General features: G+C 46.5%; 29 protein-coding genes and 1 other RNA gene. 17 read left to right on the top strand and 13 right to left on the bottom strand.

The window, feature by feature from the left end:
- Positions 1-4: 4 nt before the first annotated feature.
- From NKE59_RS02085 to NKE59_RS02095, 3 genes are all read right to left on the bottom strand, one after another.
- Entirely contained in the window at positions 5-955 is a 951-nt protein-coding gene (locus NKE59_RS02085) for a TAXI family TRAP transporter solute-binding subunit (RefSeq protein ID WP_353439257.1), read from the bottom strand.
- Positions 956-1,022: 67 nt separating this feature from the next.
- On the bottom strand, positions 1,023-1,943 hold the full coding sequence (locus tag NKE59_RS02090) for a dihydrodipicolinate synthase family protein (protein ID WP_353439259.1): 921 nt from the start codon (positions 1,941-1,943) through the stop codon (positions 1,023-1,025).
- Between the two features lie 12 nt (positions 1,944-1,955).
- Complete coding sequence (locus NKE59_RS02095) at positions 1,956-2,885, bottom strand: 2-hydroxyacid dehydrogenase (RefSeq protein WP_353439260.1); 930 nt, start codon at positions 2,883-2,885, stop codon at positions 1,956-1,958.
- 72 nt (positions 2,886-2,957) lie between these two features.
- Here NKE59_RS02095 and NKE59_RS02100 point away from each other — a divergent pair, with 72 nt between their 5' ends.
- From NKE59_RS02100 to NKE59_RS02110, 3 genes are read left to right on the top strand one after another with little or no spacing between them, the layout of a single operon-like run.
- The gene (locus tag NKE59_RS02100) at positions 2,958-4,742 is read left to right on the top strand and encodes an IlvD/Edd family dehydratase (protein ID WP_353439261.1); all 1,785 of its coding nucleotides are present in this window, start codon (positions 2,958-2,960) and stop codon (positions 4,740-4,742) included.
- 1 nt (position 4,743) lies between these two features.
- A complete protein-coding gene (locus tag NKE59_RS02105) occupies positions 4,744-5,685 on the top strand; it encodes a 3-hydroxyacyl-CoA dehydrogenase NAD-binding domain-containing protein (protein ID WP_353439262.1) in 942 nt (313 codons plus the stop codon).
- A gap of 1 nt (position 5,686) precedes the next feature.
- Entirely contained in the window at positions 5,687-6,349 is a 663-nt protein-coding gene (locus NKE59_RS02110; RefSeq protein WP_353439263.1) for a cytochrome b/b6 domain-containing protein, read from the top strand.
- Between the two features lie 32 nt (positions 6,350-6,381).
- Here the strand turns inward: NKE59_RS02110 and NKE59_RS02115 are convergent, their stop codons facing one another.
- Together NKE59_RS02115 and NKE59_RS02120 are read right to left on the bottom strand one after the other, a co-directional pair.
- Entirely contained in the window at positions 6,382-6,861 is a 480-nt protein-coding gene (locus NKE59_RS02115) for a cytochrome c (protein WP_353439264.1), read from the bottom strand.
- 89 nt (positions 6,862-6,950) lie between these two features.
- The gene (locus tag NKE59_RS02120; protein ID WP_353439265.1) at positions 6,951-7,619 is read right to left on the bottom strand and encodes a site-2 protease family protein; all 669 of its coding nucleotides are present in this window, start codon (positions 7,617-7,619) and stop codon (positions 6,951-6,953) included.
- 28 nt (positions 7,620-7,647) lie between these two features.
- On the opposite strand from NKE59_RS02120, the gene NKE59_RS02125 reads away from it, so the two are divergent.
- Genes NKE59_RS02125 through crcB form a run of 3 tightly spaced genes read left to right on the top strand, consistent with a single transcriptional unit; the run spans position 7,648 to position 8,419 of the window.
- A complete protein-coding gene (locus tag NKE59_RS02125; RefSeq protein WP_353439266.1) occupies positions 7,648-7,809 on the top strand; it encodes a hypothetical protein in 162 nt (53 codons plus the stop codon).
- Between the two features lie 58 nt (positions 7,810-7,867).
- Positions 7,868-8,005 (top strand): hypothetical protein, encoded by a 138-nt coding sequence (locus NKE59_RS02130; RefSeq protein WP_353439267.1) that lies wholly within the window; start codon positions 7,868-7,870, stop codon positions 8,003-8,005.
- 21 nt (positions 8,006-8,026) lie between these two features.
- A complete protein-coding gene (gene crcB / locus NKE59_RS02135) occupies positions 8,027-8,419 on the top strand; it encodes a fluoride efflux transporter CrcB (protein ID WP_353439268.1) in 393 nt (130 codons plus the stop codon).
- On the opposite strand, the gene NKE59_RS02140 is transcribed toward crcB, so the two are convergent.
- From NKE59_RS02140 to NKE59_RS02150, 3 genes are read right to left on the bottom strand one after another with little or no spacing between them, the layout of a single operon-like run.
- The gene (locus tag NKE59_RS02140) at positions 8,412-8,936 is read right to left on the bottom strand and encodes a chromate transporter (RefSeq protein WP_353439269.1); all 525 of its coding nucleotides are present in this window, start codon (positions 8,934-8,936) and stop codon (positions 8,412-8,414) included. The genes crcB and NKE59_RS02140 overlap by 8 nt on opposite strands.
- Entirely contained in the window at positions 8,930-9,463 is a 534-nt protein-coding gene (locus tag NKE59_RS02145) for a chromate transporter (protein WP_353439270.1), read from the bottom strand. The genes NKE59_RS02140 and NKE59_RS02145 overlap by 7 nt, the downstream gene beginning before the upstream one ends.
- 21 nt (positions 9,464-9,484) lie before the next feature.
- Positions 9,485-10,456 (bottom strand): D-2-hydroxyacid dehydrogenase family protein, encoded by a 972-nt coding sequence (locus NKE59_RS02150; RefSeq protein ID WP_353439271.1) that lies wholly within the window; start codon positions 10,454-10,456, stop codon positions 9,485-9,487.
- A gap of 84 nt (positions 10,457-10,540) precedes the next feature.
- On the opposite strand from NKE59_RS02150, the gene NKE59_RS02155 reads away from it, so the two are divergent.
- On the top strand, positions 10,541-10,843 hold the full coding sequence (locus NKE59_RS02155; RefSeq protein ID WP_353439272.1) for an antibiotic biosynthesis monooxygenase family protein: 303 nt from the start codon (positions 10,541-10,543) through the stop codon (positions 10,841-10,843).
- On the opposite strand, the gene NKE59_RS02160 is transcribed toward NKE59_RS02155, so the two are convergent.
- Positions 10,840-11,634, bottom strand: a complete 795-nt coding sequence (locus NKE59_RS02160; RefSeq protein WP_353439273.1) for a sulfurtransferase — start codon at positions 11,632-11,634, stop codon at positions 10,840-10,842. The genes NKE59_RS02155 and NKE59_RS02160 overlap by 4 nt on opposite strands.
- 67 nt (positions 11,635-11,701) lie before the next feature.
- Here NKE59_RS02160 and NKE59_RS02165 point away from each other — a divergent pair, with 67 nt between their 5' ends.
- From NKE59_RS02165 to NKE59_RS02175, 3 genes are read left to right on the top strand one after another with little or no spacing between them, the layout of a single operon-like run.
- Positions 11,702-12,259, top strand: a complete 558-nt coding sequence (locus tag NKE59_RS02165) for a carboxymuconolactone decarboxylase family protein (protein ID WP_353439275.1) — start codon at positions 11,702-11,704, stop codon at positions 12,257-12,259.
- Between the two features lie 3 nt (positions 12,260-12,262).
- The gene (locus NKE59_RS02170) at positions 12,263-13,120 is read left to right on the top strand and encodes a pirin family protein (protein ID WP_353439276.1); all 858 of its coding nucleotides are present in this window, start codon (positions 12,263-12,265) and stop codon (positions 13,118-13,120) included.
- A 9-nt stretch (positions 13,121-13,129) separates the two neighbouring features.
- Positions 13,130-14,464: a Gfo/Idh/MocA family oxidoreductase gene (locus tag NKE59_RS02175; RefSeq protein WP_353439277.1), complete on the top strand. Its 1,335-nt coding sequence runs from the start codon at positions 13,130-13,132 to the stop codon at positions 14,462-14,464.
- 72 nt (positions 14,465-14,536) lie between these two features.
- Here NKE59_RS02175 and ssrA read toward each other — a convergent pair.
- From ssrA to ompA, 4 genes are all read right to left on the bottom strand, one after another.
- Positions 14,537-14,895, bottom strand: a transfer-messenger RNA (tmRNA) gene (gene ssrA / locus NKE59_RS02180).
- A 56-nt stretch (positions 14,896-14,951) separates the two neighbouring features.
- Positions 14,952-15,623: an HAD-IA family hydrolase gene (locus NKE59_RS02185; RefSeq protein WP_353439278.1), complete on the bottom strand. Its 672-nt coding sequence runs from the start codon at positions 15,621-15,623 to the stop codon at positions 14,952-14,954.
- A gap of 2 nt (positions 15,624-15,625) precedes the next feature.
- Positions 15,626-16,321, bottom strand: coding sequence for a bifunctional 2-polyprenyl-6-hydroxyphenol methylase/3-demethylubiquinol 3-O-methyltransferase UbiG (gene ubiG, locus NKE59_RS02190; RefSeq protein ID WP_353439279.1), 696 nt, complete (start codon positions 16,319-16,321; stop codon positions 15,626-15,628).
- A 94-nt stretch (positions 16,322-16,415) separates the two neighbouring features.
- Positions 16,416-17,021, bottom strand: a complete 606-nt coding sequence (gene ompA / locus NKE59_RS02195) for an outer membrane protein OmpA (protein ID WP_353439280.1) — start codon at positions 17,019-17,021, stop codon at positions 16,416-16,418.
- A gap of 167 nt (positions 17,022-17,188) precedes the next feature.
- On the opposite strand from ompA, the gene gyrA reads away from it, so the two are divergent.
- Genes gyrA through cmk form a run of 7 tightly spaced genes read left to right on the top strand, consistent with a single transcriptional unit; the run spans position 17,189 to position 26,111 of the window.
- Positions 17,189-19,876, top strand: coding sequence for a DNA gyrase subunit A (gene gyrA, locus NKE59_RS02200; RefSeq protein ID WP_353439281.1), 2,688 nt, complete (start codon positions 17,189-17,191; stop codon positions 19,874-19,876).
- Positions 19,877-19,904: 28 nt separating this feature from the next.
- A complete protein-coding gene (gene serC / locus NKE59_RS02205) occupies positions 19,905-20,999 on the top strand; it encodes a 3-phosphoserine/phosphohydroxythreonine transaminase (RefSeq protein ID WP_353439282.1) in 1,095 nt (364 codons plus the stop codon).
- Entirely contained in the window at positions 20,999-22,081 is a 1,083-nt protein-coding gene (gene pheA / locus NKE59_RS02210; protein WP_353439283.1) for a prephenate dehydratase, read from the top strand. Before serC ends, pheA begins: the two co-directional genes overlap by 1 nt.
- Positions 22,082-22,111: 30 nt before the next feature.
- The gene (gene hisC / locus NKE59_RS02215; protein ID WP_353439285.1) at positions 22,112-23,248 is read left to right on the top strand and encodes a histidinol-phosphate transaminase; all 1,137 of its coding nucleotides are present in this window, start codon (positions 22,112-22,114) and stop codon (positions 23,246-23,248) included.
- Positions 23,245-24,114, top strand: a complete 870-nt coding sequence (locus NKE59_RS02220; RefSeq protein ID WP_353439286.1) for a prephenate dehydrogenase/arogenate dehydrogenase family protein — start codon at positions 23,245-23,247, stop codon at positions 24,112-24,114. Before hisC ends, NKE59_RS02220 begins: the two co-directional genes overlap by 4 nt.
- On the top strand, positions 24,114-25,427 hold the full coding sequence (gene aroA, locus NKE59_RS02225; protein WP_353439287.1) for a 3-phosphoshikimate 1-carboxyvinyltransferase: 1,314 nt from the start codon (positions 24,114-24,116) through the stop codon (positions 25,425-25,427). The genes NKE59_RS02220 and aroA overlap by 1 nt, the downstream gene beginning before the upstream one ends.
- 9 nt (positions 25,428-25,436) lie before the next feature.
- Complete coding sequence (cmk, locus tag NKE59_RS02230) at positions 25,437-26,111, top strand: (d)CMP kinase (protein WP_353439288.1); 675 nt, start codon at positions 25,437-25,439, stop codon at positions 26,109-26,111.
- The last annotated feature ends 51 nt before the right edge of the window (positions 26,112-26,162 follow it).

Here is a 26,162-nt window from a genome sequence, read left to right on the forward strand (position 1 = left end):
AGCCTTAATTCAATTTGACATTCTTTTCTTTAAAGTACTTCAAAGCGCCAGGATGAAAAGGTATTGGTGTGGAAGCAGTTTTTTGACCTTCCAATGTTACGCTGATGTACTCATAATGAGTCCGGACCAACTCAATCTTATTATCAAAAACAGCTTTGACAATGTTATAGGCATCCTTTTCAGACATTTTTGGACTGGTTACTAAAATATTAGCAACTGAGATCACATTATTGTCTTTCTCCATACCCTTGTAGGTTGTTTTTGGGATCACATCTTTAAAGTACAGATTGCCATATTTTTTGTTCATCGCATCCACTTCTTTGGAGTGATCAATCATGACAATTTGAGTATTCGGGGTATTAGCAAGATCGGTAACAGCCGCAGTTGGTAAACCACCTACCCAGAAAAATGCATCAATCTTACGGTCTTTAACAGCATTTACAGACTCGGCAACACTTAAACGCTCACGTCTCATGTCTTTATCTTTATCGAGACCAGCAGCCTCGATTACACGAAATGCCATCACTTCGGTTGCACTTCCAGGGCTGCCAGTGCTAACGCGCTTCCCTTTGAGGTCTTGCATCGTTTTGATACCAGTAGCACCAGTGGTCACAATGTGCATCCGATTAGGATACAAAACGAGTAGGGTGCTGAGATCTACCTTTTTACCTGTAAATTTATCCTGACCCGATTGTGCGTCTTTAGCAGCGTCGGCCATCGAGAAGCCAACGTAGGGTTTGCCGGTACCAATAAGATTTAGGTTGTCCACCGATCCACCCGTGACTTCTGCGGTTGCTGACATACCCGGTACTTTTTTGGAGAGAACCGATGCTAATCCGCCACCCATCGGGTAGTAAACGCCACCAGTACCGCCGGTTGCAATAGAAATATTCTGCGCTTGTACGCTGCCCCAAACGAGGGCAGAGCAAAGGGCGAGAGCTTTAAAAAGTTTCATGCAATATCTCCTAATTTTTCTATTAATAATGAATGCTTAGCGTATAAGTCTATATCATTTTTGACTATTAAAGCCCAGGCATCTGGAAGCCAATTTTTTCAAGTTCCGCGATTAGCTTGCTGTGTTGACTGGGCACAAGTGCCAGTAGCGGCGGCCTGACCCGAGACCATTCTGGGTCTTTGCTGTAATGGGCTACGGCGGCCTTCATCGCCGGAATCATTGGATATTGGGCATAGACCGAGCGAAGAGCTGTTAGAGCCTCTTGCGCATGATCTGCAGCCGGCTCCTGCCAGCGAGCTGCTAAATCCGCAATTGCCTTAGGGTTAACATTTGCCATTGCTGATATACAACCTACTCCGCCTGCACGTAGGGCGCGAAGTAAAAATACCTCGCTACCGGCATAAACCCGAAAACCAGTCCCAAGCAAGGCTTTAATGACAGACTCGGTATAGGGCCAATCTCCCGAGCTATCTTTAATCCCAATGACTGTGTTGGGATACGTTTTTACCAAGCGCTCTAGTAGGGGAACACTCAAACCAATTTTGGTTACTGGGGGGATGTTGTAAACATAAATTTTTAACTTTGCATCACCCACTGCTTCAATAATCTCTGCGTAATACTGAAAGAGTCCATCATCCGCGACATCCTTGTAATAGAAGGGTGGGAGCATTAACACTCCAGCACAACCTGCTTTGACAGCAGCCTTGGTCATCGTCGATGCATCCGCTACAGAGCATGCCCCAGTCCCTGGCATCATGTTCTTAGGATCAAGTCCTCCTCCAATAAGCTCATGAAGTACATCTATTTTTTGACCAGCAGACATTGAGTTGGCCTCTGAGTTGGTCCCAAATACAGCTTGTCCAACCCCATTACTTTGGAGCCATTGGCATTGACGTAACAACTTTTTGCAATTGGGACTGCCGTCCGCATTAAAGGGGGTCAATACGGGAGATAAAACAGCAGATAGGGTAGAGGTATGAGTAGACATAAAAATCTCCGACTAAATAGAAATGGGGGTTGGAAGTGATTGGTGATTAAAAAATGCCTCAAGATTATCGATCGCTAAATTGGTCATTGCTTGACGGGTTTCTTGGGTAGCGCTGCCAATATGAGGGGCTAGTAGTACGTTAGAAAGACTTAAGAAAGCAGGCTTGGGATTCGGCTCGTTTTCAAAAACATCAAGGGCGGCGCCTGCAATGACTTTGTTTTGCAAGGCGCTGATGAGATCATCTTCGTTAACCACACTGCCTCTTGCGACATTAATCAAGTAACCCTTTGGACCCAATGCGTTCAGGATCGAAGTATTAATAATTTTCTCGGTTGCCTTGCCCCCAGGGCATGTCAGTATGAGGACATCACTCTCTCGCGCTAAATCCATCAGGGATGGAAAAAATACATACGGTAGGCTTTTTGAACTAGGGCCGTGATAAGCAATCTCCACTTTGAATGGCAAGAGACGCGCAGCCAGTTCTTGACCGATACGACCCATACCGACAATCCCTACTTTCTTTCCAGCCAGGGAGGTGGTGAATGGAAAGGTCTCGGCCGCCCAAGTTTTCTGGAGAACAAATTGGTGAGCCTCCGGAATCTTTCTCAAGAGACCAAATAGGAGCCCAATAGTTAATTCGCACACCGCATCATTTAGTACGCCGGGCGTATTGGAGGCAATGATCCCCCTTTGTTTTAAGTAATCTAGTGGAAGGTTGTCGTATCCCACTCCGCAACAGGCAATCATTTTGATTTCGGGCAGTTGGTCCAGTAGGGTGGGGTTAATGGTAAAGCTGGGGCGCGTTAAGATGGCCTTTACATTTCGGTCGGGGACCGGTCCCTTTGGGTCCAGCATGGAAACGGGAACAAGACGGCGATCAATCTCTAACTGCATGATTTCAGGGAAAAAGCCGACCTGTAATACGCTATTGACTGGAATCATGTCTCTTTTGCAGTTTTATTGGAATAATGTGTCATTGTAAGTCGATATTTTTGTCATTTTGGAACCCATCAAATGAGTGTAGCGAAAGACCCGAAGGCACAGGCAAATCAGAGCCTACAAACTGGAATTCGAAAGGGGCTGACTCGCTACGGCGACACAGAGTTCTCGTTGTTTCTTCGTAAAGCCTTCATTAAGGCAATGGGCTACAGCGATAGCGCTTTAGAGCGACCTATTATTGGCATCACAAATACCTATAGTGATTTCAATCCATGTCATGGCAATGTGCCGCAAATGATTGAGGCCATCAAGCGTGGGGTGATGCAGGCGGGTGGTATGCCAATGGTATTTCCAACCATTTCAATTCATGAGTCCTTTGCATTTCCAACCAGTATGTATTTGCGCAACTTGATGGCACTCGATACCGAAGAGATGATGCGCTCACAACCCGTCGATGCAGTTGTTTTAGTGGGGGGATGCGATAAAACAATTCCCGCTCAACTGATGGCGGCAGCTAGCTTGGATATTCCGGTGCTTTCAATACCCACGGGTCCGATGTTAACGACGCTTCATCAGGGAGATCGCTTAGGCGCTTGTACAGATTGCCGGCGCTATTGGGGAAAATTTAGAGCAGGCGAGATTGACCAAGAGGAGATTGATGAGGTCAACGGTAAGCTGGCCCCAACAACTGGAACCTGTATGGTGATGGGCACTGCCAGTACGATCGCTTGTATGGTGGAAACAGCAGGACTCAGTTTGCCAGGAACGGCAGCCGCACCAGCAGTCATGGCAGAACGTTTTCGTTTGTCGGAACTAACCGGACGTAGAGCCGTAGAGTTAGCAAAAACAGCAGATCAAAAAACGTTCTCACCACGAGCAATCCTCACACCCAAAGCTCTCACAAATGCCTTGACTGTGTTACACGCGATTGGTGGTTCTACTAATGCCTTAATTCATATTACAGCCGTGGCAGCTCGCTTGGGCATCAAGATTGATTTGGATATGGTCGATCAATTAGGTAGAAATGTTCCTGTTTTGGTTGACCTAAAACCTAGCGGCGCTCATTACATGGAACATCTTTATGAGGATGGGGGGCTGATGGCGGTGCTAAGAGAGCTCAAACCCCATTTGTATCTCGATTGTTTGACTGTTTCAGGAAAAACCTTGGGCGAGGAGATTGAGGACGCCAAGGTGAGCAAAGCGAGAAAGGTGATACGGATCTCAAGCGATCCGATTTATCCTGTGGGCGGTTTGGCAATCTTGAGAGGTAATTTAGCTCCTAGGGGCGCTGTGATTAAACACTCGGCAGCTAGCCCAGATTTATTAAAGCATCGCGGGCGTGCGGTGGTATTTAGCTCACTAGAAGACTTGGCATTGCGGATTGATAGCCCTGACTTGGATGTCAATGCCGATGATATTTTGGTCTTGCAAAATGCTGGACCAAAGGGCGCCCCAGGAATGCCAGAGGCGGGGTATCTGCCGATCCCTAAAAAATTAGCGCAGGCTGGTGTTAAAGATATGGTTCGTATCTCGGATGCGCGGATGAGTGGAACAGCATTTGGAACAATCGTGTTGCACATCACCCCAGAATCTGCCGAGAATGGCCCACTTGCAGTCGTTCGTAATGGCGACATGATTGTCTTAGATGTCAGTCAGAGACTTTTGCATCTGGAGGTCGATGATGCCGAGATACGCAAACGCATCGATGCGCTCGCATCTCCAGCAGAGCGTCTCGCTATTCCAGAATCAGGATATCGGCGTTTGTATCAAACTACCGTAACGCAAGCAGATATTGGTTGTGATTTTGATTTCATGGTTCCATCGATGACAGGAACTGCTCCCGTCTTGAAAGGTCGGTAAGATGCTATTTAGTCCAGTAGATACTAAGGTTCTGATTGTGGGTGGCGGAACGATGGGCGCTGACGTTGCACTTGTTTGTGCACGCGGTGGTTGTACGACATATGTATTTGAAGCAAATGCTGAGCGCTGTAAAGTCTTGCCACATTACTTTCAAACTAAATTACTGGACATGGGCTATGGTCAGCGAGCCCACTTAATTTCTTTGGTAGATTCGCTTAATCAGTTTGATTGGTCAGAAATTGATTTAGTAATCGAGTGCGTTCCAGAGAAATTAGATATTAAGCAGGACTTGTTTGCTCAATTAGAGCAAGTTGTTAATCCTCAGACTGTATTGGCTAGTAATAGCTCTAGTTTTCCGATCAGTCAAATTGCAGAAGGCTTAAAAACCTCTGCCAGAATGGTTGGCCTGCATTTCTTTATGCCCGCACATATTGTTCCATGCGTGGAAGTGGTTTATGGTGAAAAAACATCACCCCTTGTTGCAGATAGCTTAAGCCGTTTAATGACCGCATGCGGCATGGTGCCGGTTACTGTTAAAAAGGATTTGCCTGGATTCTTAGCTAATCGCTTACAACACGCACTCTCTCGTGAGGCCTTTGATTTAATCGATGCAGGTATTGTGACCCCCGAAGACGTCGATAAAGCGGTACGTTTTGGTTTTGGCTTTCGTTATCTAGCAGCCGGGCCCGTATTGCAACGCGATCACGCGGGTTTGGAGATTCATGCGGCTGCAGGTGCCAGTATTTACCCCTCTCTTAACAACAAAGGCGAAGTAGCCAAATGCCTGAAAGAAAAAGTGGATGCTAAAAACTTGGGTATGAAAACTGGACAAGGATTTTATTCATGGGATGCGGACGCCATTAAAGCTGAGCGACAACGTTACGACGAGTTGCTACGAGCCGGTTTGAAGCTCATCCAAAAAGAACTACCTGAAATTAAATAAGGTGAAACAAAAGATTCGCGTCTGGGATTTGCCGATAAGGTTGTTTCATTGGGCGCTTGCCCTTTGTGTCATTCTAGGAATCATCTTTGTAAAAATTGGGGGCAATGCCATGCAATGGCATGCGTATTGTGGATACATTGCTTTAGCCTTAGTACTGTTTCGGATTATTTGGGGCTTTCTAGGGTCTTGGCATTCCCGTTTTGCCAACTTTATCCCCACCCCAAAACGTCTCATTGCCTATCTTAGGGGTGGAATGGGTGACAGTCTTGGTCATAACCCCCTCGGAGCACTCTCGGTGATTGCGATCTTGTTGGCGGTTTTGATACAAGCTTCCACTGGCCTCTTTGCTGACGACGACATCTTTTTCCAGGGGCCATTTGCTAAATATGTATCGAATGCGACTGTTGCGTTTTTAACGAGCATGCATCGCTTTAATCAATACATCATCATGGCACTGGTTGCATTGCATATAGGCGCCATTCTTTTTTATCAATTCTATAAAAAAGAAAGTTTAGTAGCCCCAATGATTACCGGAGATAAGAATGGCGAAGAGGCTTTTGGGGGTACAGCTCCCCCCGAGCCTATTGATACAGGGAAACAGCGCTTGGTCGCCCTGACGATTTTTATAGCGGTAGGGCTTGGACTGTATTACCTGATTAACTAGCTACAGTTAGTACAGTCCGTGTAATACACTTATTACTTCTTGCGGAAATCGTCGTGACAGGCTTTGCAGGTTTGGCTAGTAGCCCCCAATGCTTTTTTGAGGTTCTCAGGATTACCTGATTGAGCTGCGCTATTTAGATCGGCTACAGCAGCCATCATTTTCTCAGAGGCAGATTTGAACTTGGCGCCCTCAGACCAAATGACGGGAAGTGCATCATTTTTCCCTGACGTTTTTCCACTCTCGGTTCCAGAGGTAAATGCTTGCCATGGCATGCCAGATAGCATGCTAATGATGGCCGCATTGCGAACCACATCATCTTTGTTGTATGGCGTCTCACCCTTAACGACTGCTGCCAAGCGCCCCATGTGAGCGCCCATGAGTGCAAACGCACTTTGGCGATATTTAACTGCATCTTCTGGTTTCGCAAACTGAGCAAAAGCTGGGGTTGCCATACTTAGGCAAATAGCAGAAACAAGTGTTCCAAGAGTAATACGGGAATAGTGGGTCTTCATGTAAACCTCCAAGGGGTAAAAACTGCTTAGGTGCTGTAAAGCATACCTGAATTTTATGAAGGATATTATTAAGTTTGCCTCAGTCGATTTTAGGGTGTAAACACCATTCTGAGCGGGGAGGTGAGGGTGCGAACGATGGCAATAAAAAAGTCACTCAATGGAACCATCCACCACTGCGAGATGACACCCGTAAAGAGAAGACCAAGAACGATAAAAAAGCCCCAAGGCTCTAGTTTGCCAAACATCACGGCTTGTCTATAGGGCAGTATTCCGGCAAGGATGCGACCGCCATCAAGGGGTGGCAAGGGAAACAAATTAAAAACCAAAAGACCAATATTCCAAAAAATCCCCGCCTTTGCCATCGAAATCAGGAATGGCTCATTAATACCAAAGCCCTGTATCAATATCCAAAATACCGCCCAGAAAATAGCCTGTATGAAATTAGATCCCGGACCGGCTAGGGCTACCCAAATCATGTCAATACGTGGATTACGAAGATGATCAAAGCGAACCGGGACGGGTTTGGCATACCCCACCAAAAAAGGGGAGTTTGCCAAGACCAGGGCAATCGGGATTAAAACTGTGCCGATGGGGTCAATGTGTTTTAATGGGTTTAAAGTAACCCTACCAAGTAAAAAAGCGGTGTTATCACCAAAGCGTTTTGCAGCATAGCCATGAGCAGCCTCATGGATTGTGATGGCAAAAATGAGGGGAATAGCATTAATTGCGATTGCTTGGATAGAATAGTCAGTAAACATAGCTACATCATATCGACAGGAGCCCATTGTGACCGATGAGAAGAAACCCCTAGCCAAACCCGCAGTCAAAGCCCCTAAAGTTCCTCAGCGTCCTCCAACGGGCAAGGGCCCACAAAGCTTAGGCGGAAAGCCTCAGCAGGGCTTTGGTGGAGGCAAAGGAATGATGCGTAAGGCTGGCCGCGGTCGTTAGATAAATGCAATCGTGGATAATGTCATTTTTACAGTATTGCTGGAATTAGGGGATAAAGATGAATGAATGGCATAACGAAGATAAAGGCTCTATCAACAAAAAAATTATTACGTTGATTGTGATGCTTGCTGCTGCCACAAGTCTTGCTATTTTGTTTGCTTTGGTTGCCGCCCATACCGGCTATGTGTTTAGTTAGAACCTATTCATCATCCCAACAATGGGACTCTCACTGAGCGGCCTATCGCTCGCAGCTATTTTTTGTGGGGCAGGTCTTGGTGCTCTACTGAGAGTTTGGTTTAATACAATCTCGGCTGGCCTTTCGGCGATTGTGCCGCTGGGTACCTTAATTTCAAATCTATTTGGTTGCTATCTCGTCGGAATTGCAGTCGCATACTTTGTAAACCATCCCTCCGTCTCTTCAGAGTGGCGACTTTTTATCATCACTGGGTTTTTAGGAGGGCTGACAACCTTCTCTAGCTTCTCCGCAGAGGTTGTGGCTCTCATTGAGCGAGGTCAGCTCACCTGGGGCTTAGGTCTGGCCTTGATGCATGTTTGTGGGGCGATTGCATTAACTCTTTTAGGTATTTGGACCTATCAGTCTTTTAAATAAAACCCAATACACCGAGCAAAGCCCCTAAGCCAATTAAGTACAGCGGATGCTTGCGACTTACTAAGACAAAAACAATGCAAAAGACTGTTAGAGTATAAGCCATTGCGTTGCCGTTAATCCGTTCTGCAATTTGCCAAGCCGATGCTAAAACAAGCCCAACCGCGAGCGCACCAGCTGAATACTCAATCGTTTTTTTCCAACGAATGTGTTGGAGATTAGCGAGCACCCGTTGTAAATAAAAAATAAGAATACAAGAGGGCCAGCAGACTGCAAGGGTGGCCAGTAATGCCCCAGCCAAGCCAAACGCATTCCAACCAATGAGTGTGACCGTTAAAAGATTGGGGCCTGGCGCCGCTTGAGCAATTGCAAAGTAATGAATAAAAGTATCTGCATCAATCCATTTTTCTTGATTTACAGAAATATCATAAAGAGTGGGCAGCAGTGCATTGACTCCACCAAAGGCAATTAAGGAAAACAGAGATAGCTTGATAAATAAGCCTAATAAGCCGATCAACATTTGGCTTTATTCCAGGCAAACAGGAGAGCTAAGGGAAGAGTGATGGCAACCACCCAGCCTAAGGCCAAATGAAATACAGTCGCCATGACAATGCTAATTATAATCACAATCAGCATTGGAAGATATGAGAGCTCCTCTTTGAGCATCTTAAAACCAGTAGCAGCAATCAATCCAACACCAACGGCTGAGATGCCCCGTAACATTCCTTGCACCTGTTCAAATTGACCATAGTGATCGTACAAAAGCGCCAGCAGAATGACAACGGTCATTGGGGCAAGCATTAGTCCTGCCACTGCGGCAATGGCTCCACGTAGACCTCCAAATCGCTGACCAACGCAGACCGCTAAGTTCACGATATTAGGCCCTGGTACCAGTTGACAGACGCCTAAGAGAGCATTGAACTCTTGTGCGCTGAGCCATTTCTTTTGTTCCACTAAAGTGCGTCTAGCCCATGGCAATACACCACCAAAACCCGATAAACCAATGAAGGTGAATGTGATAAATAAGTGACCAGGACTGTGTTGCACCGTGGGCTTTATGGAGAATATTTATTTAAAAGGTAAGGGGATGGGTTTGCCATCAAGCCATGCTGTAAGTGAGTCAACCATACCTTTTGCAAAACTGCTAAAGATGGGCTCTGCGATAAAACCGAGGTGAGGGCTCATGAGTAGATTTGGAGTATGTCGCAAGGGAGAGTCCTGTGGAATGGGCTCTATATCGAACACATCTAGGGCTGCCTTACCGGGGCGACCCATCTTCAGAGCTTCCATTAAATCAGCAGTAACAATTAATGCAGAACGCGCCGTATTCACCAACACAGAATCTGCTCGCATAAGTTGTAGCCGTTCTTTATTTATGAGATCTTTTGTATTTGGACCTACTACTAAATGAAGACTAACCACTTTTGAGGTTTGCAAAAGAGTGTCAAGTGGAACGAATTCGCAATGAGCAGCTTTAGCTCTCTCCGGGGTCATATTAGGGCTCCAGCAAACAACATCCATGCCAAATGCTGCTCCTACCTTGGCAACAATGCCGCCAATGGCGCCAAGACCAATAATGCCAAGGCGTTGACCGCTTAACATCGGTAAGACAGAGTCAGAATTGCGCCATTGACCTTGCTGTAGTAATTGAGTTTGATCAACGATATTTTTAGTAGCGGCGAGGATCAGCGCCCATGTGAGTTCAGCAGTTGTTTCTTTTGACGGACCTCCAGACGTGCACGCTATCGGAATCCCCCGATTAATCAGTACTTGATGGTCTAGAAGATTGTTTCGAGCACCCGTAAATAAAAATAATTGGAGCTTAGGGAGGCGAGCAATCAGTTCAGAATTAAAGGGAGAGCGATCTCGAACCAAGGCAATTACCTCTGCATCCTTGACCACTTCATATAAGTCCTCTCCAGAAAGAGGTTCGTGGTGAAAGCTAAGTTGCGAACGCTCGGCAATGGATGACCAATCTGCAAAGCGTTGGAGGCAATGCTCATAGTCGCCCAAAACGACAATTCTTGGTTTTGCTTGCATACAGAAAATAGTCATCCTTGTATTAAATCGGTGATAAATCGATGATAATTGATGTTTCTAGTAAAGATTTGAAAAGGAAGCCAGATGATTTTAGAGGTCGTTGACATACGTATAGAGGAAAGCAAACAAGCCGAGTTTGATGAGGCTATTGTTCGAGGAGTACGAACAGCTATTGCCCCAGCCAAGGGATTTCGGGGTTTTAAAGTAAACCACAGTATTGAGTCCCCCAACCGCTATCTTTTGATGATCTACTGGGACACATTAGAAAATCATATGGTTGATTTTCGGGGGTCACCAGCATTTACAGAATGGCGTAGCATTGTCGGACCATTTTTTATCCAGCCCCCAGCTGTAGAGCACTTCAACTTAGTCGGTAAATCTGATTAGGGATTCGTTTTTTTAGGTTTGAGTCGACCTTGCGGCTTGGCTGCCAGGGTTGGCTCTAGAGTTTCGCGCTCATCAAAGACAAAGCAGTCTCCTTGGTAGTGTGCGGAGCCAATATCTTCGAAGTATTGGAGAATGCCGCCATCCAATTGGTAGCTATGCTCTAAGCCACGCTCTCGCAGGTATAAGCCAGATTTCTCGCAACGAATCCCGCCCGTACAAAAGCTTACTAAGGTCTTATCAGCAAGTTCCAAAAGATGCGATTCAATCGCCTCCGGAAACTCACTAAATTTATTGATATTGAAATGCATGGCATTGTCAAAGCTGCCATATTCCACTTCAAAGCTATTGCGTGTATCAATCATGACTACGGGTCGTCCTAAATCATCATGCCCTTGGTCAAGCCATTGCTTTAACTTCTCAGGAGCAATAAATTTTGCCCTACCTTTTTCTGGGGTGATTGTCGGATGATTCATCCGAATAATCTCTTTCTTTATCTTGATCAGCAACTTACGAAAAGGCTGGGATGACGACCAGCTATCTTTTGTTGTAAAAGTTCGCAGTCGAGGATCTGCTCGAAGAGTTTTTAGGAAATCTTGAATATCGCTTTCTAGACCTGCCAGAAATAAATTAATACCTTCTTCGGCAAGAAGAATGGTCCCCTTGAGTTGATGAAGAAGGGCGGATTCTTGTAAAGACTCCCGCAAAGACTCTAATTGATCTAAGCGAACAAACTGATACCCAGCAATATTTAGGATAGGTAGCGACTTGGGCTTGTTCGTTAAATCGTTCATAAGCCGTATTATTAATCAAGTTTGTCGCTAAACTAGAGGGAAAGAAAAACATCGAACCCCTACAATCATGTCAAATTCCCGCTTAATACCGTATCAACCCCTTGATTTATCAGAACCCGCTGATCTGGTCGCTGAGATCAGAAAGCGGCGTGGCGGTCAGTTTATTAACCTTGATCGCATGTTGTTGCATAGCGAACCGTTTGCCAGGGGCTGGAATGTCTTCATCGGCAATGTTCGAGAGAAGCTATCTTTAGATCCTAAATTAAGAGAGCTTGGTATGTGTGGCGTCGCGATTCTGAATGGTGCCGAATATGAATTCTTTCACCATGCGCCACCGTTTCTAAAAGCAGGAGGGACGCAAGAGCAAGTGGATGCTATGCGCCACCTTGGCCAAAAAACATTTAACCCAGACTGTTTTAGTGATTTAGAAAATGATGTCCTGGAGTTAACCTTGCAAATGACCCGTCACATTAAAGTTGATCCCGCATTAATGGAGCGACTTTTAAACGTATTAGGAAGCACTGCCTTAGTAGAGTTAGTGGGCGTAATCGCTAGCTACAATATGGTCTCTCGTTTCTTAATCGCATTAGATATTCATCCCGAAGACCACCCACTAAGCTCTTAAATTATGAATCGAGAAATTACGCGCATTATTCCTGGGGTCCTTACATCGGATGGCGCAGGAGTACGTCTGCGCCGAAGTTTGGGTGGGCAAGATCGCCAACGCTTGGATCCCTTTTTGATGTTGGATGAGTTCTCATCCAATGATCCGAATGATTATGTAGCTGGCTTTCCGCCGCACCCCCATCGCGGTTTTGAGACCGTGACCTATATGCTCGAGGGCCATATGTTGCATGAAGATCATTTGGTCAATCGGGGGCATTTAAAAACAGGCGGCGTCCAATGGATGACCGCTGGTCGAGGCATTATTCATTCAGAGATGCCACAGCAAGAAAGTGGTGCAATGCGCGGCTTTCAACTGTGGATTAATTTACCCGCTAAAGAAAAAATGAAGCCAGCCGGCTATCAGGACATTCAAGAGGATGCGATTCCTCGCAGCACTCTTCCAGGCGGAGGCCTTATCAAAGTGATCGCTGGTGAGTATCGCAATCTGCGCGGGGAAGTTATTCGTGGTCCTATTTATGGTTTAAGTACCGAACCACTCTTTTTTGATATTCACCTACACGCTCAAGAGTCTTTTTCTCATTCAATACCCATTACCCATAACGCTTTCATCTATATCTACGAGGGCGATCTGAAGATCGGCTCAGCCTTACAGGCCTTACCCAAACAATCAGCAATTATTTTGAGTGAGGGTGATCAATTAAACATTACCGCCTCAGAGCAGGGAGCAAAGGCGATTGTGTTGGCCGCAAAACCCCTTCATGAACCCATTGTTCAACACGGACCGTTTGTGATGAACACCCGTGAAGAGATTGAGCAAGCGATTGATGACTATCAACATAACCGATTAACAGCGATATAACTAAATTTCATGAGCCTTTATCAACAGTTACAAGAACGCGAAATCAGTCAGAAACCTGTTCGGATTGGTCTGATTGGAGCCGGTAAATTTGGCGCCATGTATCTGGCACAAATACCCAGAACCCCAGGGGTCCATTTAGTTGGAATTGCTGATTTATCCCCAGATGCTGCTAGAACCAATTTAAAGCGGGTTGGATGGGATATGAACCGGATTCAGGCTAAATCGATTGAGATGGCAGTTCAGGAAAAAAGCTGCTTTATTACAGACGATTGGACAAAATTAGTTAATGCACCACAGATTGATGTAATTGTGGAATGTACTGGCAACCCCATTGCTGCAGTCGAACATTGTTTAAAAGCTTTCTCCCAAGGTAAACATGTGGTGAATGTCACCGTAGAGGCTGATGCATTTTGTGGACCGCTATTAGCAAAAAAGGCCAAAGAGGCCAATGTGATTTATTCCCTAGCATTTGGTGATCAGCCTGCCTTAATTTGTGATTTAGTGGATTGGGCGCGTACCTGTGGATTCCCAGTGGTCGCAGCAGGGCGTGGCCATAAGTGGTTGCCGCATTATGCTGATTCCACTCCAGATACAGTATGGAATCATTACGGTCTTAGCCCTGAGCAAGCGGTACGAGGTGGATTAAACCCAAAAATGTTTAATAGCTTTTTGGATGGCTCTAAACCCTCTATCGAATCGACCGCGGTTGCCAATGCAACGGGGCTACTCGTACCAAGCAATGGTTTGCTCTACCCTCCTGCTAGCGTTGAAGATATCCCAGTTGTCACAAGACCTATGAGTGAAGGCGGGCACCTTGAACAAAAGGGAATGGTAGAAGTAATTTCATCCCTTGAAAAAGATGGCAGAACAATCCCTTATGACATTCGCATGGGCATCTGGGTCACAGTTGAGGCTGAAACCGAATACATCAAAAATTGTTTTGAAGAATATAAAGCACATACTGACCCCAGCGGGCGTTACTTTACGCTCTATAAGCGTTGGCACTTAATTGGTCTAGAAGTCGGTATGTCGGTAGCTAGCGTTGCTCTTCGAAAAGAAGCTACTGGAGTTCCTTATTGCTGGAATGCTGACGTGGTTGCTACTGCCAAGCGCGATCTAAATCCTGGAGATGTATTAGATGGAGAGGGTGGATATACGGTTTGGGGCAAACTCTTGCCAGCTAAAAAATCATCACAAATGGGTGGACTGCCTTTAGGCTTGGCGCATCAAGTGAAAGTGGTGCGACCAGTTAAAAAGGGTCAAAGCCTTTGTTGGGACGATGTCGCCATTGATAAAACAACCGACGCCTATCGCGTTCGTAAAGAAATGGAAGCCATGTTTTGATGGAAAAATGACTGATCGCTCTGCGCGATAGTCGAAAGGAGATAATCCTAGCAAAAGGGTTGATCTAAAAAATGGTGGAGTCGGCGGGAATCGAACCCGCGTCCGCAAACACTCTACAACAAGTTCTACATACTTAGTCTAATTATTTGATTTAACCAGTGCAACGCGAATCGACACGCTTTGCATTAGCGATTCACTAGATTTTCGAATCATCCCTCGTGACTCGAGATGACCTTATCTCTTGTATATGACCCTGATGTAGCTTTCGCTACCTGACCCAAGAGAGAATCAGTTCAGGGGCAGCCGCAATTAAGCGGCTAGTGCGTAACGTTCGTCGTTAGCAGTTATTGCATTCCCATTGATTTACGAGATAACGGGTCCTCGGTATGCCCTTGATGCTTTGTAATCCACGTCGAAACCATGTCGACCCCGGAATTCCTTGCATTGGGGTCACAATTTTAAGTCGTTTGGACTTAAATTGCACACCTTATTTTGCAAAGATGATTTGCTGAAGTTCCCAAGGATGCTGAATTTGGTAGTCAGCCCCCCATTGGTGAGGGGGTTCGTCACAGCCACAATAGCCATACAAGGCTGCAGCGGTATGCATCCCAGCTGCCTTGCCCGATACAATATCTCTAATATCGTCACCTACATAGAGTGCCTTTTTGGGGTCAACTTTAGCTAGCTTAGCGGCATGCAAAATGGGTTCCGGATGGGGCTTGGAGAAAGGGGTGGTATCACCAGAAACGACACAATGCGCTCGCTGCATGAGGCCCATTTGCTCGGTGAGTGGAACGGTAAAACGTTCTTGTTTATTGGTCACAATACCCCATGGAAGCTTTTCATCTTCGAGCCTTTGCAGTAATTCTTCCATGCCCTCGTAAAGCTTGCTATGAACCAAGAGAGCTTCCTCGTAGAAGCTTAAAAATTGATCTCGCAAAGCAATAAACTCCGGATGATCTTTATTGATCCCAAAACTTTTTTGGATCAATCCTCTGGCGCCCGCAGATGCCATGGGTCGCAGAGTCTCATAGGGCATCGGTAACTTGTTCTTAGCAATTAATAAGCGGTTTGCCGCAGCCACCAGATCAGGAGCAGTGTCGGCTAAGGTGCCATCCAGATCAAAGAAGACCCCCTCGAATGAAGCAAGAGAAGGCATGGCTATGGTTTGCGTGTAGCAATCATATAGTTCACATCCGTATCGCTGCCTAGTCGATAGATCTGGGTAATTGGGTTATAGGTCATACCCTTGATATCATTTAGCTCAAGACCTGCTTGCCTTGTGAAGTTTGCTAATTCTGATGGCTTGATAAATTTATCGTACTCATGTGTTCCCTTGGGCAATAGCTTCAGGATGTACTCCGCTCCAATAATGGCAAATAAATACGACTTAGGGTTGCGGTTCAGAGTAGAAAAGAAAATATTTCCACCGGGCTTACAAAGAGAGGCACATGCTTGAACGACTGAGCTTGGATCTGGAACGTGCTCTAACATTTCCATGCAGGTCACTACATCATATTGCTCAGGCTCTTCTTTGGCTAAATCCTCCGCTGCAATTGAGCGATAACGAACAGATGTGCCGCTTTCTAATTGATGCAGTTCAGCCACCTTTAAAGCCTTTGCCGATAAATCTATTCCTGTAACGATGCCACCGGCTTTGGATAGAGATTCAGCTAAGATACCCCCGCCACAGCCAACATCTAATACTTTTTTACCAGACAGTGCAGTGATCGACTCAATCCAGCCTAAGCGGAGGGGATTGATAGCATGAAGAGGTTTGAACTCACTTGTAGGATCCCACCAGCGATGGGCTAGGGCGCTAAATTTATCAATCTCGCTTTGGTCTACATTACTCATGGCTTAAATCACTTATCGGCAGGAAACCACCACTATACAAAAGAACCAATAAAAAAGCCCGGCGAACCGGGCTTTTAAAGTCTTAAGAGACAGATTACTTAACTGGCTGTGTACCAACTACTTCGATCACAGCACGGCGGTTCTTAGCACGACCTTCTGCAGTAGCGTTACTAGCTACAGGATCAGCTTTACCTTTGCTCTCGGTGTAAACGCGAGTTGCCTCAACACCACCAGCATTGGTGAGGAAAGACTTCACGGCGTTTGCACGGCGTTGACCTAGGGCAATGTTATATGCATCGGAACCAACACTGTCGGTGTAACCAACAATAATCACTACCTCAAGCTTCATCTTAGTAATATCTTGAGCAACCTTATTGAGAGTAGCAATTCCCTCTGATTTCAAGGTCGACTTATCAAAGTCAAACAATGTGTCGGCTTGGAGGGTAATTTTCTTTTGAGCTACTTTGCTAGCAGCTGGCTTAGCGGCAGCCGCAGGTTTTGGAGCAAGCCAGCCGTCGCAATTAGCAGCAGCAGTAGCAGGGGTCCAAGCAGCATCACGCCAGCACAATGTGCCGTCGCCGTTTCTCCAAGGAGTTCCGGCTGAGTTGACCCAGTTGTCAACATTCTTTGGCTGAGCCATGACTGAACCAGCAGAAATAGTAATCAATGCTGCGAGCATCAGTTTTAGGGTTTTGTTCATTTTTTATCCTCAAAAAACATTTAAATAAGTTAATGCAGACTAAATGCCTAAAAGCTCATAAAAGCTCATAAAAGCTCATAAAAGCTTAAAGCATCAATATTAAAATAGGTACCAACTATCAGAATGTTAGCACAGGTTCTGTGCCGGCGAAATGATATTATTTCGAGATGGAACAAGCCGCTAAAGAAACTCTCCCGATATCCCTAGAAGACGAAATGCGGCGGTCCTATCTGGACTACGCCATGAGCGTTATCGTCGGCCGAGCCTTACCAGACGTGAGGGACGGGTTAAAACCCGTTCATCGTAGGGTTTTGTTTGCAATGTATGAATTAAACAACGATTGGAATCGGGCTTTTAAGAAATCGGCCCGTATTGTGGGTGACGTAATCGGTAAATACCATCCCCACGGGGATACTGCCGTTTATGACACGATCGTCCGGATGGCTCAGGATTTCTCCCTACGCTACATGCTGGTAGACGGTCAGGGTAACTTTGGGTCAGTTGATGGGGACAACGCGGCAGCAATGCGTTATACCGAGATTCGTCTTCGCAAGATAGCTCATGAGCTATTAGCCGATTTGGATAAAGAAACCGTTGATTTTGGCCCCAATTACGACGGTAGCGAAAAAGAACCCCTGATTCTCCCCGCCAAAGTACCTAACTTATTGATTAATGGATCCTCTGGTATTGCCGTGGGAATGGCGACCAATATCCCGCCTCATAATCTAGATGAGGTTATCAGGGCTTGTCTACATGTGCTCCATAACCCTGAGTGCACAGTTGATGAGTTAATTGAAATTGTGCCAGCTCCCGATTTTCCAACTGCCGGAATCATATACGGCGTTCAGGGAGTGCGAGAGGGCTATCGAACTGGGCGGGGCAGAGTAGTTATGCGCGCCAAGACCCATTTTGAAGATATGGACAAAGGCCAACGCCAGGCAATTATTGTCGATGAGTTGCCTTATCAGGTTAATAAGAAAAACTTACTCGAGCGGATTGCCGAGCTTGTCAATGATAAAAAGATTGAGGGTATTTCTGATCTGCGTGATGAGTCAGATAAATCAGGAATGCGCGTAGTCATAGAACTCAAGCGCGGTGAGGTGCCCGAGGTAGTGCTCAACAATTTATATAAGAGCACGCAACTCCAAGATAACTTTGGGATGAATATGGTGGCCTTGGTGGATAACCAACCACGCTTACTCAACTTAAAGCAAATGCTGGAATATTTCTTGGCACATCGCCGTGAAGTGATTACCAGACGGACGATCTTTGAACTGCGTAAGGCGCGTGAGCGCGGACACGTTTTGGAAGGTCTTGCTGTTGCCTTAGCTAATATTGATCGCTTTATTGGCATCATCAAAGCTGCCGCTAATCCAGTTGAAGCTAAACAAGAGCTCATGGCACAAGCGTGGGACTCTTCTTTGGTGCGTGAGATGCTCGCAAGAGCTGAGGGCGAGGCACCTGGTGGACGCAATGCATTCCGACCCGAGGGTTTGTTGCCAGAGTACGGTATGCAAGACAGTGGGCTCTATCGTCTTTCGGATGGACAGGCTCAAGAGATTTTGCAAATGCGCTTGCAACGCTTAACAGGGTTAGAGCAAGACAAGATTGTTGCTGAGTACAAAGAGGTGATGGATCAGATTGCTGATCTCTTAGATCTTTTGGCTAAACCAGATCGAGTGACCAAGGTCATCGAGGCGGAGTTGAAGGAAGTGCAGGACGAGTTTGGTCAGGCGGGTGGTGATACAGGTCGTCGTTCATATATCGAGATGAACGCAACAGAGCTTTTCACAGAAGATCTCATTACCCCAACGGATATGGTGGTGACCTTGTCGCATGCTGGCTATATGAAGAGCCAACCCTTAAGCGAGTACCGTGCTCAAAAACGCGGTGGGCGCGGCAAGCAAGCAGCCACAACCAAAGATGAGGATTGGATCGATACCTTGTTTGTTGCGAATACGCACGACACCATTCTTTGCTTCTCCGATCGCGGTCGGATGTATTGGTTAAAAGTTTGGGAGGTGCCGCAAGGCAGCCGAACTTCTAGAGGTAAGCCGATTGTTAATATGTTCCCCTTGATTGAGGGCGAGAAGATTACGGTCATATTGCCTATCAAAGGCTATCAGGATGATCAATATGTTTTCATGTCAACCCGACGCGGCACGGTTAAGAAAACCCGTTTATCGGATTTCTCCAATCCTCGTAAAGCCGGCATCATCGCTGTTGATTTGGATGAAGGCGATTTCTTAGTCGGTGCAGCAATTACGGATGGCAAGCATGATGTGATGTTGTTCTCCGATGCCGGTAAGGCAGTACGCTTTGATGAGAATGATGTCCGTCCGATGGGTCGAACAGCACGCGGTGTTCGTGGCATGAACTTGGCCGAAGGTCAGGAAGTGATTGCGATGCTAGTTGCGCCTGCAGAGATTGCAGAGGGCACGCCAGTGAGTGCGGATGATGCTGTGAGTGATGCTGCCCCGAGCAGCGTCTTAACCGCGACCGAGAATGGTTTTGGTAAGCGTACGCCAATTGCTGAATACACTCGTCATGGTCGTGGCACGAAGGGGATGATTGCGATTCAGACTAGCGAGCGTAATGGCAAAGTTGTTGCTGCAGCATTAGTCTCACCCGAAGATCAGATCATGTTGATTACCACCGGTGGCGTTCTGGTTAGAACCCGCGTCTCTGAGATTCGGGAGATGGGCAGATCCACGCAAGGGGTTACCTTAATCAATGTCGATGAAGGAACACATTTATCTGGTCTGCAGCGGATTGCTGAAAGCGACTCCGATGATGATGAGCTTGGTGATGAGCAGTCTGAGAAAGATTCAGAACCACCGGCAGGCGATGCCTAAGCTCATCGATCCTAAACCGTAAACTATCATGAGCTTTGACCGCCGCATTTATAACTTCGCAGCGGGTCCAGCAACCTTGCCAGAGGAGGTCTTGCAACAGACTGCTGATGAGTTACTTAATTGGCATGGACTTGGTACGAGCGTGATGGAGATCAGCCATCGCAGCAAAGAGTTCATGGCGGTTTATGAAGAAACGCTCGCCGATCTCCGTGAGCTAATGTCCATCCCCGACGATTACGAGATTTTGTTATTGCAAGGCGGTGGTATTGGTCAGAATGCTGCCATTCCCATGAATCTGATGCCGCTTGCCAAAAAGCCCAAGGCTGATTTTATTGTGACAGGGATTTGGTCTGAAAAATCAGTGAAGGAGGCCCAAAAATATGGGGAAGCCCATGTTGCGGCCACATCCCTTAATGGTCACTTCAGAAGCATTCCTGAGCGAAGTACTTGGCAATTGTCTAAGGATGCCGCCTACGTTCATATTTGTGCCAATGAAACGATTGGCGGCGTTGAGTTTGCACACTTTCCGGATGTTGGCACAGCCCCCTTGGTTGCTGACATTTCTAGTAATATCCTCTCAAAAAAAATGGATGTGCGCCAATGTGGAGTCTTATTTGCTGGCGCCCAAAAGAATATTGGACCTGCAGGAGTAACGATTGTCATTGTTCGCAAAGACTTGATCGGTCATGCCATGGCAATCACCCCATCGATTTGGGATTGGGCCAAGGAAGTTGCTAATCAGTCGATGTTTAATACCCCACCCACTTTCCCAATTTACGTTTCAGGCTTAGTATTTAAGTGGATTAAGCGTCAGGGCGGAATTAAAGAGATGGAACGCCGCAGTCAGGTCAAATCATCTTTGTTGTATGACTTTATTGATCAAAGCTCTCTTTATGAGAGTCGCGTTGATAAAAATTGCCGATCTAGAACGAATGTCACTTTTTTTCTGAAAGATGAAGGTTTGAATGCAGAGTTTTTGGCACAGTCCAATGAGGCAGGATTGGCTGCCCTGCGAGGGCACAAAGCCGCAGGTGGCATGCGTGCGAGCATCTACAACGCGATGCCTATTGCTGGAGTGGAAGCCTTGCTGGCGTTCATGCAGGAATTTGAGAGGCGGGCCTAATGTCAAAGGATGAACAACGTTTAACTCCCTTGCGAGCCAAGATTGATGAGATTGATACTCAACTCTTGGAGCTTTTGACTAAAAGAGCTAAGGCAGCTCAAGAGGTCGGGCATATTAAAAATGAATCCTCGGCTCCCATTTTTAGACCCGAGCGTGAGAATCAAGTCATTCAGAATGTCCTCCAGAAAAATTCAGGGCCTTTGCTGGCAGATGGGATTGCTTCGATTTGGCGTGAGATTATGTCTGCGTGCAGAGCGTTGGAATCAAGACAAACAGTTGCCTATTTAGGACCCGTAGGCACCTTTTCAGAGCTGGCGGCGCACCAGTATTTTGGTCAATCTGTCCAAGGCTTACCGTGCGTTAGTTTGGATGAAGTTTTTAAATCGGTTGAGAAGGGCGCTGCAAATTTTGGGGTAGTGCCAGTGGAGAACTCTAGCGAGGGTGCCATCTCCCGCACTCTCGACTTGCTGTTGGAGAGCCCACTACAAATTAGCGGCGAGGTGGTATTGCCGATTCGTCATCACCTATTAAGCAAGACCGGAAGTTTGGATGGTATCAAGACGGTCTGTGCTCACGCGCAAGCATTAGCCCAGTGTCAGCAATGGTTGAGTGTGCATGTCCCTCACTTACAACGCCAAGCGGTTAGTAGCAATGCAGAAGCTGCTCGTATGGCAAGTGTTGATACAAGTATTGCAGCTATTGCCGGGGATCCTGCTCAAATTGCTTATGGGCTACAAAGTATTGCTGCGCAAATTCAGGATGATCCAAATAATCGCACTCGCTTCGTAGTGATAGGCCAATATGCTTGCCAACCCTGCGGTCAAGATCAAACCTCTTTGGTGTTGTCGGTCTCAAATCAACCTGGCGCTGTTCATCATTTGCTAGGCCCATTAGCTAAACATGGCGTCTCGATGACCCGCTTTGAGTCAAGACCAGCTCGCAAGGGCTCTTGGGAGTATCACTTTTATATCGATATTGAAGGCCATGCGGACGATGTAAAAGTAGCCAAAGCTATTGAAGAGTTAAAAACAATCGCAGCGTTCTATAAAAAGCTTGGCTCTTACCCGAGAGCTAAAAACTAGGCCCATCCTTATTACGTACAACTGAATTCAATGGCAAAGAAAATTGGTTTAGACCATGTGCAAGCAATTGCTCCTTATGTAGGTGGCAGGCCCATTAGCGAGGTTGCCCGTCAATATGGCTTAGACGAGAGCAAGATTGTGAAGTTGGCCTCCAATGAAAATCCTCTTGGGATGCCCGAATCGGCTAAACAGGCGATGATGAAGGCGGCCAGTGATCTAGGGCGCTACCCAGACTCCAACGGCTTTGAGTTAAAGCAAGTTCTATCGAAGCGCCTTGCAGTTCCAGAGGATTGGATTACGCTCGGTAATGGTAGTAACGACATCCTTGAGCTTACCGCTCGAGCTGTTGCGGATGCAGGAGATGCAGTGGTGTTCTCTCGACATGCTTTTGCGGTCTATCCCTTGGCCACTCAGGCTATTGGCGCAAAGGCTATTGAAGTTTCTGCGGATGCCAACTATGGCCATGATCTGCCAGCGATGTTAAAGGTCATTCGGTCTTTAGGCGATCAAGTTAAGTTGGTATTTATTGCGAATCCCAATAATCCAACCGGCAGCTATTTACAGCCTGATGCTATTCAAGCATTTATTACCCAAGTCCCTGAAAATGTTGTGATCGTTTTGGATGAAGCCTACAACGAGTACTTATCTCCTGAACAGCGCTATGACGCCATTGCTTGGGTTCGCGCTCACCCTAATTTGATGGTATCGCGAAGTTTTTCAAAGGCTTATGGATTAGCTGGCCTACGCATTGGTTATGGCATTGCTCAACCTGCTCTCACTGATTTGCTCAATCGGATTCGTCAACCGTTTAATGTGAATAGCTTAGCTCAAGCTGCAGCCATTGCGGCATTGCAAGATGAAGCGTTCTTATTGAAGGGCTATGAGCTGAATAGAGCTGGCTATGCGCAATTAACAAAGGCATTTGAGCAGATGAAACTCGCATTTATTCCATCAGCGGGTAATTTTGTTCTCGTCAAAGTAGGCAATGATGATCAGGCCGGCGCACGAGTTAATCAAGAGTTACTTAAGCGTGGCGTGATCGTGAGACCAGTTGCTAATTATGGTTTGCCTCAATGGCTTAGGATTTCGATTGGATTACCAGAAGAGAACGCGGCCTTCTTGGAAGCCTTTTCTCAAATCCTCAAAGATGAGAAGGTGCTGGCATGAGCACAAATCAGTTTGGTGTTGTGAGTATTGTTGGTGTCGGCTTAATAGGCGCATCATTAGGATTAGCGCTCAAAGGGGCGGGGGTCGTGCGCGAAGTCATTGGTGTGGGGCGAAGTAGCGCCAATTTAGATCAAGCCAAAAAGATGGGCGCTATTGATCGGGTGGCTGATTTAGCCGAAGCTGTGCAATCTTCACAATGGATCGTCTTGTGCGTACCGGTTGCACAAATGCGAGCAATCTTTACTCAATTAGAGCCCCATTTGGGATCCAACACCTTAATTACAGATGCAGGCAGTACCAAGAGCGATGTAATTTTGGCTGCCAAAGAAGTCTTAGGTAAAAAAGTCTGTCAATTTGTTCCTGCACATCCGATCGCGGGAGGAGCGCAGCACGGTGCTGCTGCAGCTCGCGCTGATTTATTTCAAGGAAAACAAACAATCATTTGTCAGTTTCAAGAAAATAGCGCAGCCGATGTCGCTCTGGTAGAAGAGTTTTGGAAAGTACTGGGTTCAAATACTAAACGGATATCAGCAGTACAGCATGATGCGATCTATGCTGCGGTCTCTCATTTACCCCATATCCTCTCCTATGCTTTGATGGCAAGCGTGCTTAATTCGGAGGATGCGGAACAAAAGCTTGGGCATGCGGGCGCGGGGTTTAGAGATTTCACACGGATTGCTGCATCGAGCCCAGAGATGTGGCGCGATATCTGTATTGCGAATAAGCAAGCAATCCTCAAAGAACTCGACCAATACTTGAGTGTGACTGGACGTTTGCGCGAGATGATTGCTAAAGAAGACGCAGCTGGTCTTGAAAAGGTTTTTCAAAAGGCAAGTCAGGCACGACAAAAGTGGGATGCGTCTTAATGGCCAGTCCAGCAATTCAGATTGGACCATTTCAGGGGGCAAAAGGTCAGATTACCTTACCGGGCTCTAAAAGTATTTCAAATCGTGTTCTATTGCTAGCCGCTCTTGCCAAAGGAACCACAACCCTTAAGCAATTACTGGATGCCGATGATACGCAGGTGATGCGCAAGGCCTTACGTCAACTTGGTGTCCAGCTTGAAGATCATGGTCTTGATTGCATTGTGAACGGATGTGGTGGGTTATTTCCAAATAAAGAAACTGATTTATTCATGGGTAATGCTGGGACCGTAATACGTCCATTAACTGCAGCATTAGTAATGCAGCAGGGCAATTACCGTTTATCGGGCGTACCCCGAATGCATGAGCGCCCAATTGGTGATTTGGTTGATGGGCTGCGGCAAGTGGGTGCACAAATTGATTACGAAAAAGAAGTGGGGTATCCGCCGTTGTTGATTCATCAGAGTGTGATTAGCATTCCGGAGGCGATTCAGGTTAGGGGTGATGTATCGAGCCAATTCTTAACAGCCTTATTGATGGCGCTTCCATTAATAGCTCGCAAAGCAGTTCGGATTGAGGTGCTCGGAGAATTAATTTCTCGACCATACATTGATATCACTACGAAGCTTATGGCACGTTTTGGTGTTGAGGTGAGCTGTCCAGATGGAAATACCTTTGTGATTGCTCCCACTGAGGCGGGTGCTGTCTATACCAGCCCACAGACTTTGTATGTTGAGGGCGATGCCTCATCAGCATCCTATTTCTTGGCGGCCGGAGTTTTAGGACAAGGACCGGTACGTATTTTAGGAGTGGGTAAGACCAGCATTCAAGGTGACATTGCCTTTGCAGATGCGATTGAAAAAATGGGTGCTGTGGTTGAGCGCGGCGACCATTATTTACAAACTAGTGGCGTTCGTCATGGCCAGTTAAATGGCATCACCATCGATTGCACTGCTATACCGGATGCTGCGATGACACTGGCAGTGATGGCACTCTTTGCCAAAGGCAAAACCCGTCTAGAAAAGATTGCGAGTTGGCGTGTTAAAGAAACCGACCGCATTGCAGCGATGGCAAAGGAGTTGCGAAAATTAGGAACCCAAGTTATTGAGGGCCCCGACTTTATTGAGATTCATCCCTTGGGTCAGCAAGATTGGCAATCACCGGTCAATGGAATTGATACCTACGATGATCATCGTATGGCCATGTGCTTTTCATTGTGCGCATTTGGTCCCAAGCAAATTCAAATTAATGATCCTCATTGCGTTGCTAAAACCTTCCCCCACTATTTCTCTGAGCTAGCCAGTATTACGTATTAATTGACTTCCATGAGAACAGCGAGTAATCCACCCCCAGTTATTGCCATTGATGGCCCTACTGCTTCGGGTAAAGGAACCGTAGCGATGCGTGTGGCTGACCAACTGAGTTTTCATTACTTAGATAGTGGGGCGCTCTATCGTCTAGTTGCTTTCGCAAGTGAAGAGGCCGGTATTTCAGTAGACGATGAGTCGGGTTTGGGGGCTATTGCGTCCCGTATGCAGGTTATTTTTAAGGACAATAAGATTTTTCTGAACGGTAAGGATGTTACTAAGCTTATTCGGGAGGAAAAAATAGGGACTAGAGCATCGCGGCTGGCTATTTACCCCAAGGTTAGGGACGCTTTATTGACCCTTCAGAGGGAATTTAGACAAAACCCCGGCTTGGTGGCCGATGGCCGCGATATGGCCAGCCGGATCTTTACCGATGCGGTTTTAAAGGTCTATTTGACAGCTAGCGTACAAGCCAGAGCGGAGCGTCGATATAAGCAATTGATCGCTAAGGGAATTTCTGCTAGAATGAATGTCCTTTTGCAGGATTTGCAGGAGCGCGACGCCCGCGATATCAATCGCGGCACTGCGCCCCTCCAGCGCGTGGAAGGGGCATATTTGCTGGATACCTCGGATTTATCGGTCGATCAGGCAGTTACGCAGGTTTTAAACTGGTATGCAAAATTGCATCACTAGTTGTTGTTTTGGCGCTTTAGTTGGCATCTACGGTTTATACCCGCCTTCTAA

This window comes from Polynucleobacter sp. UK-FUSCHL-C3 (assembly GCF_040409815.1).
Lineage (GTDB): Bacteria > Pseudomonadota > Gammaproteobacteria > Burkholderiales > Burkholderiaceae > Polynucleobacter.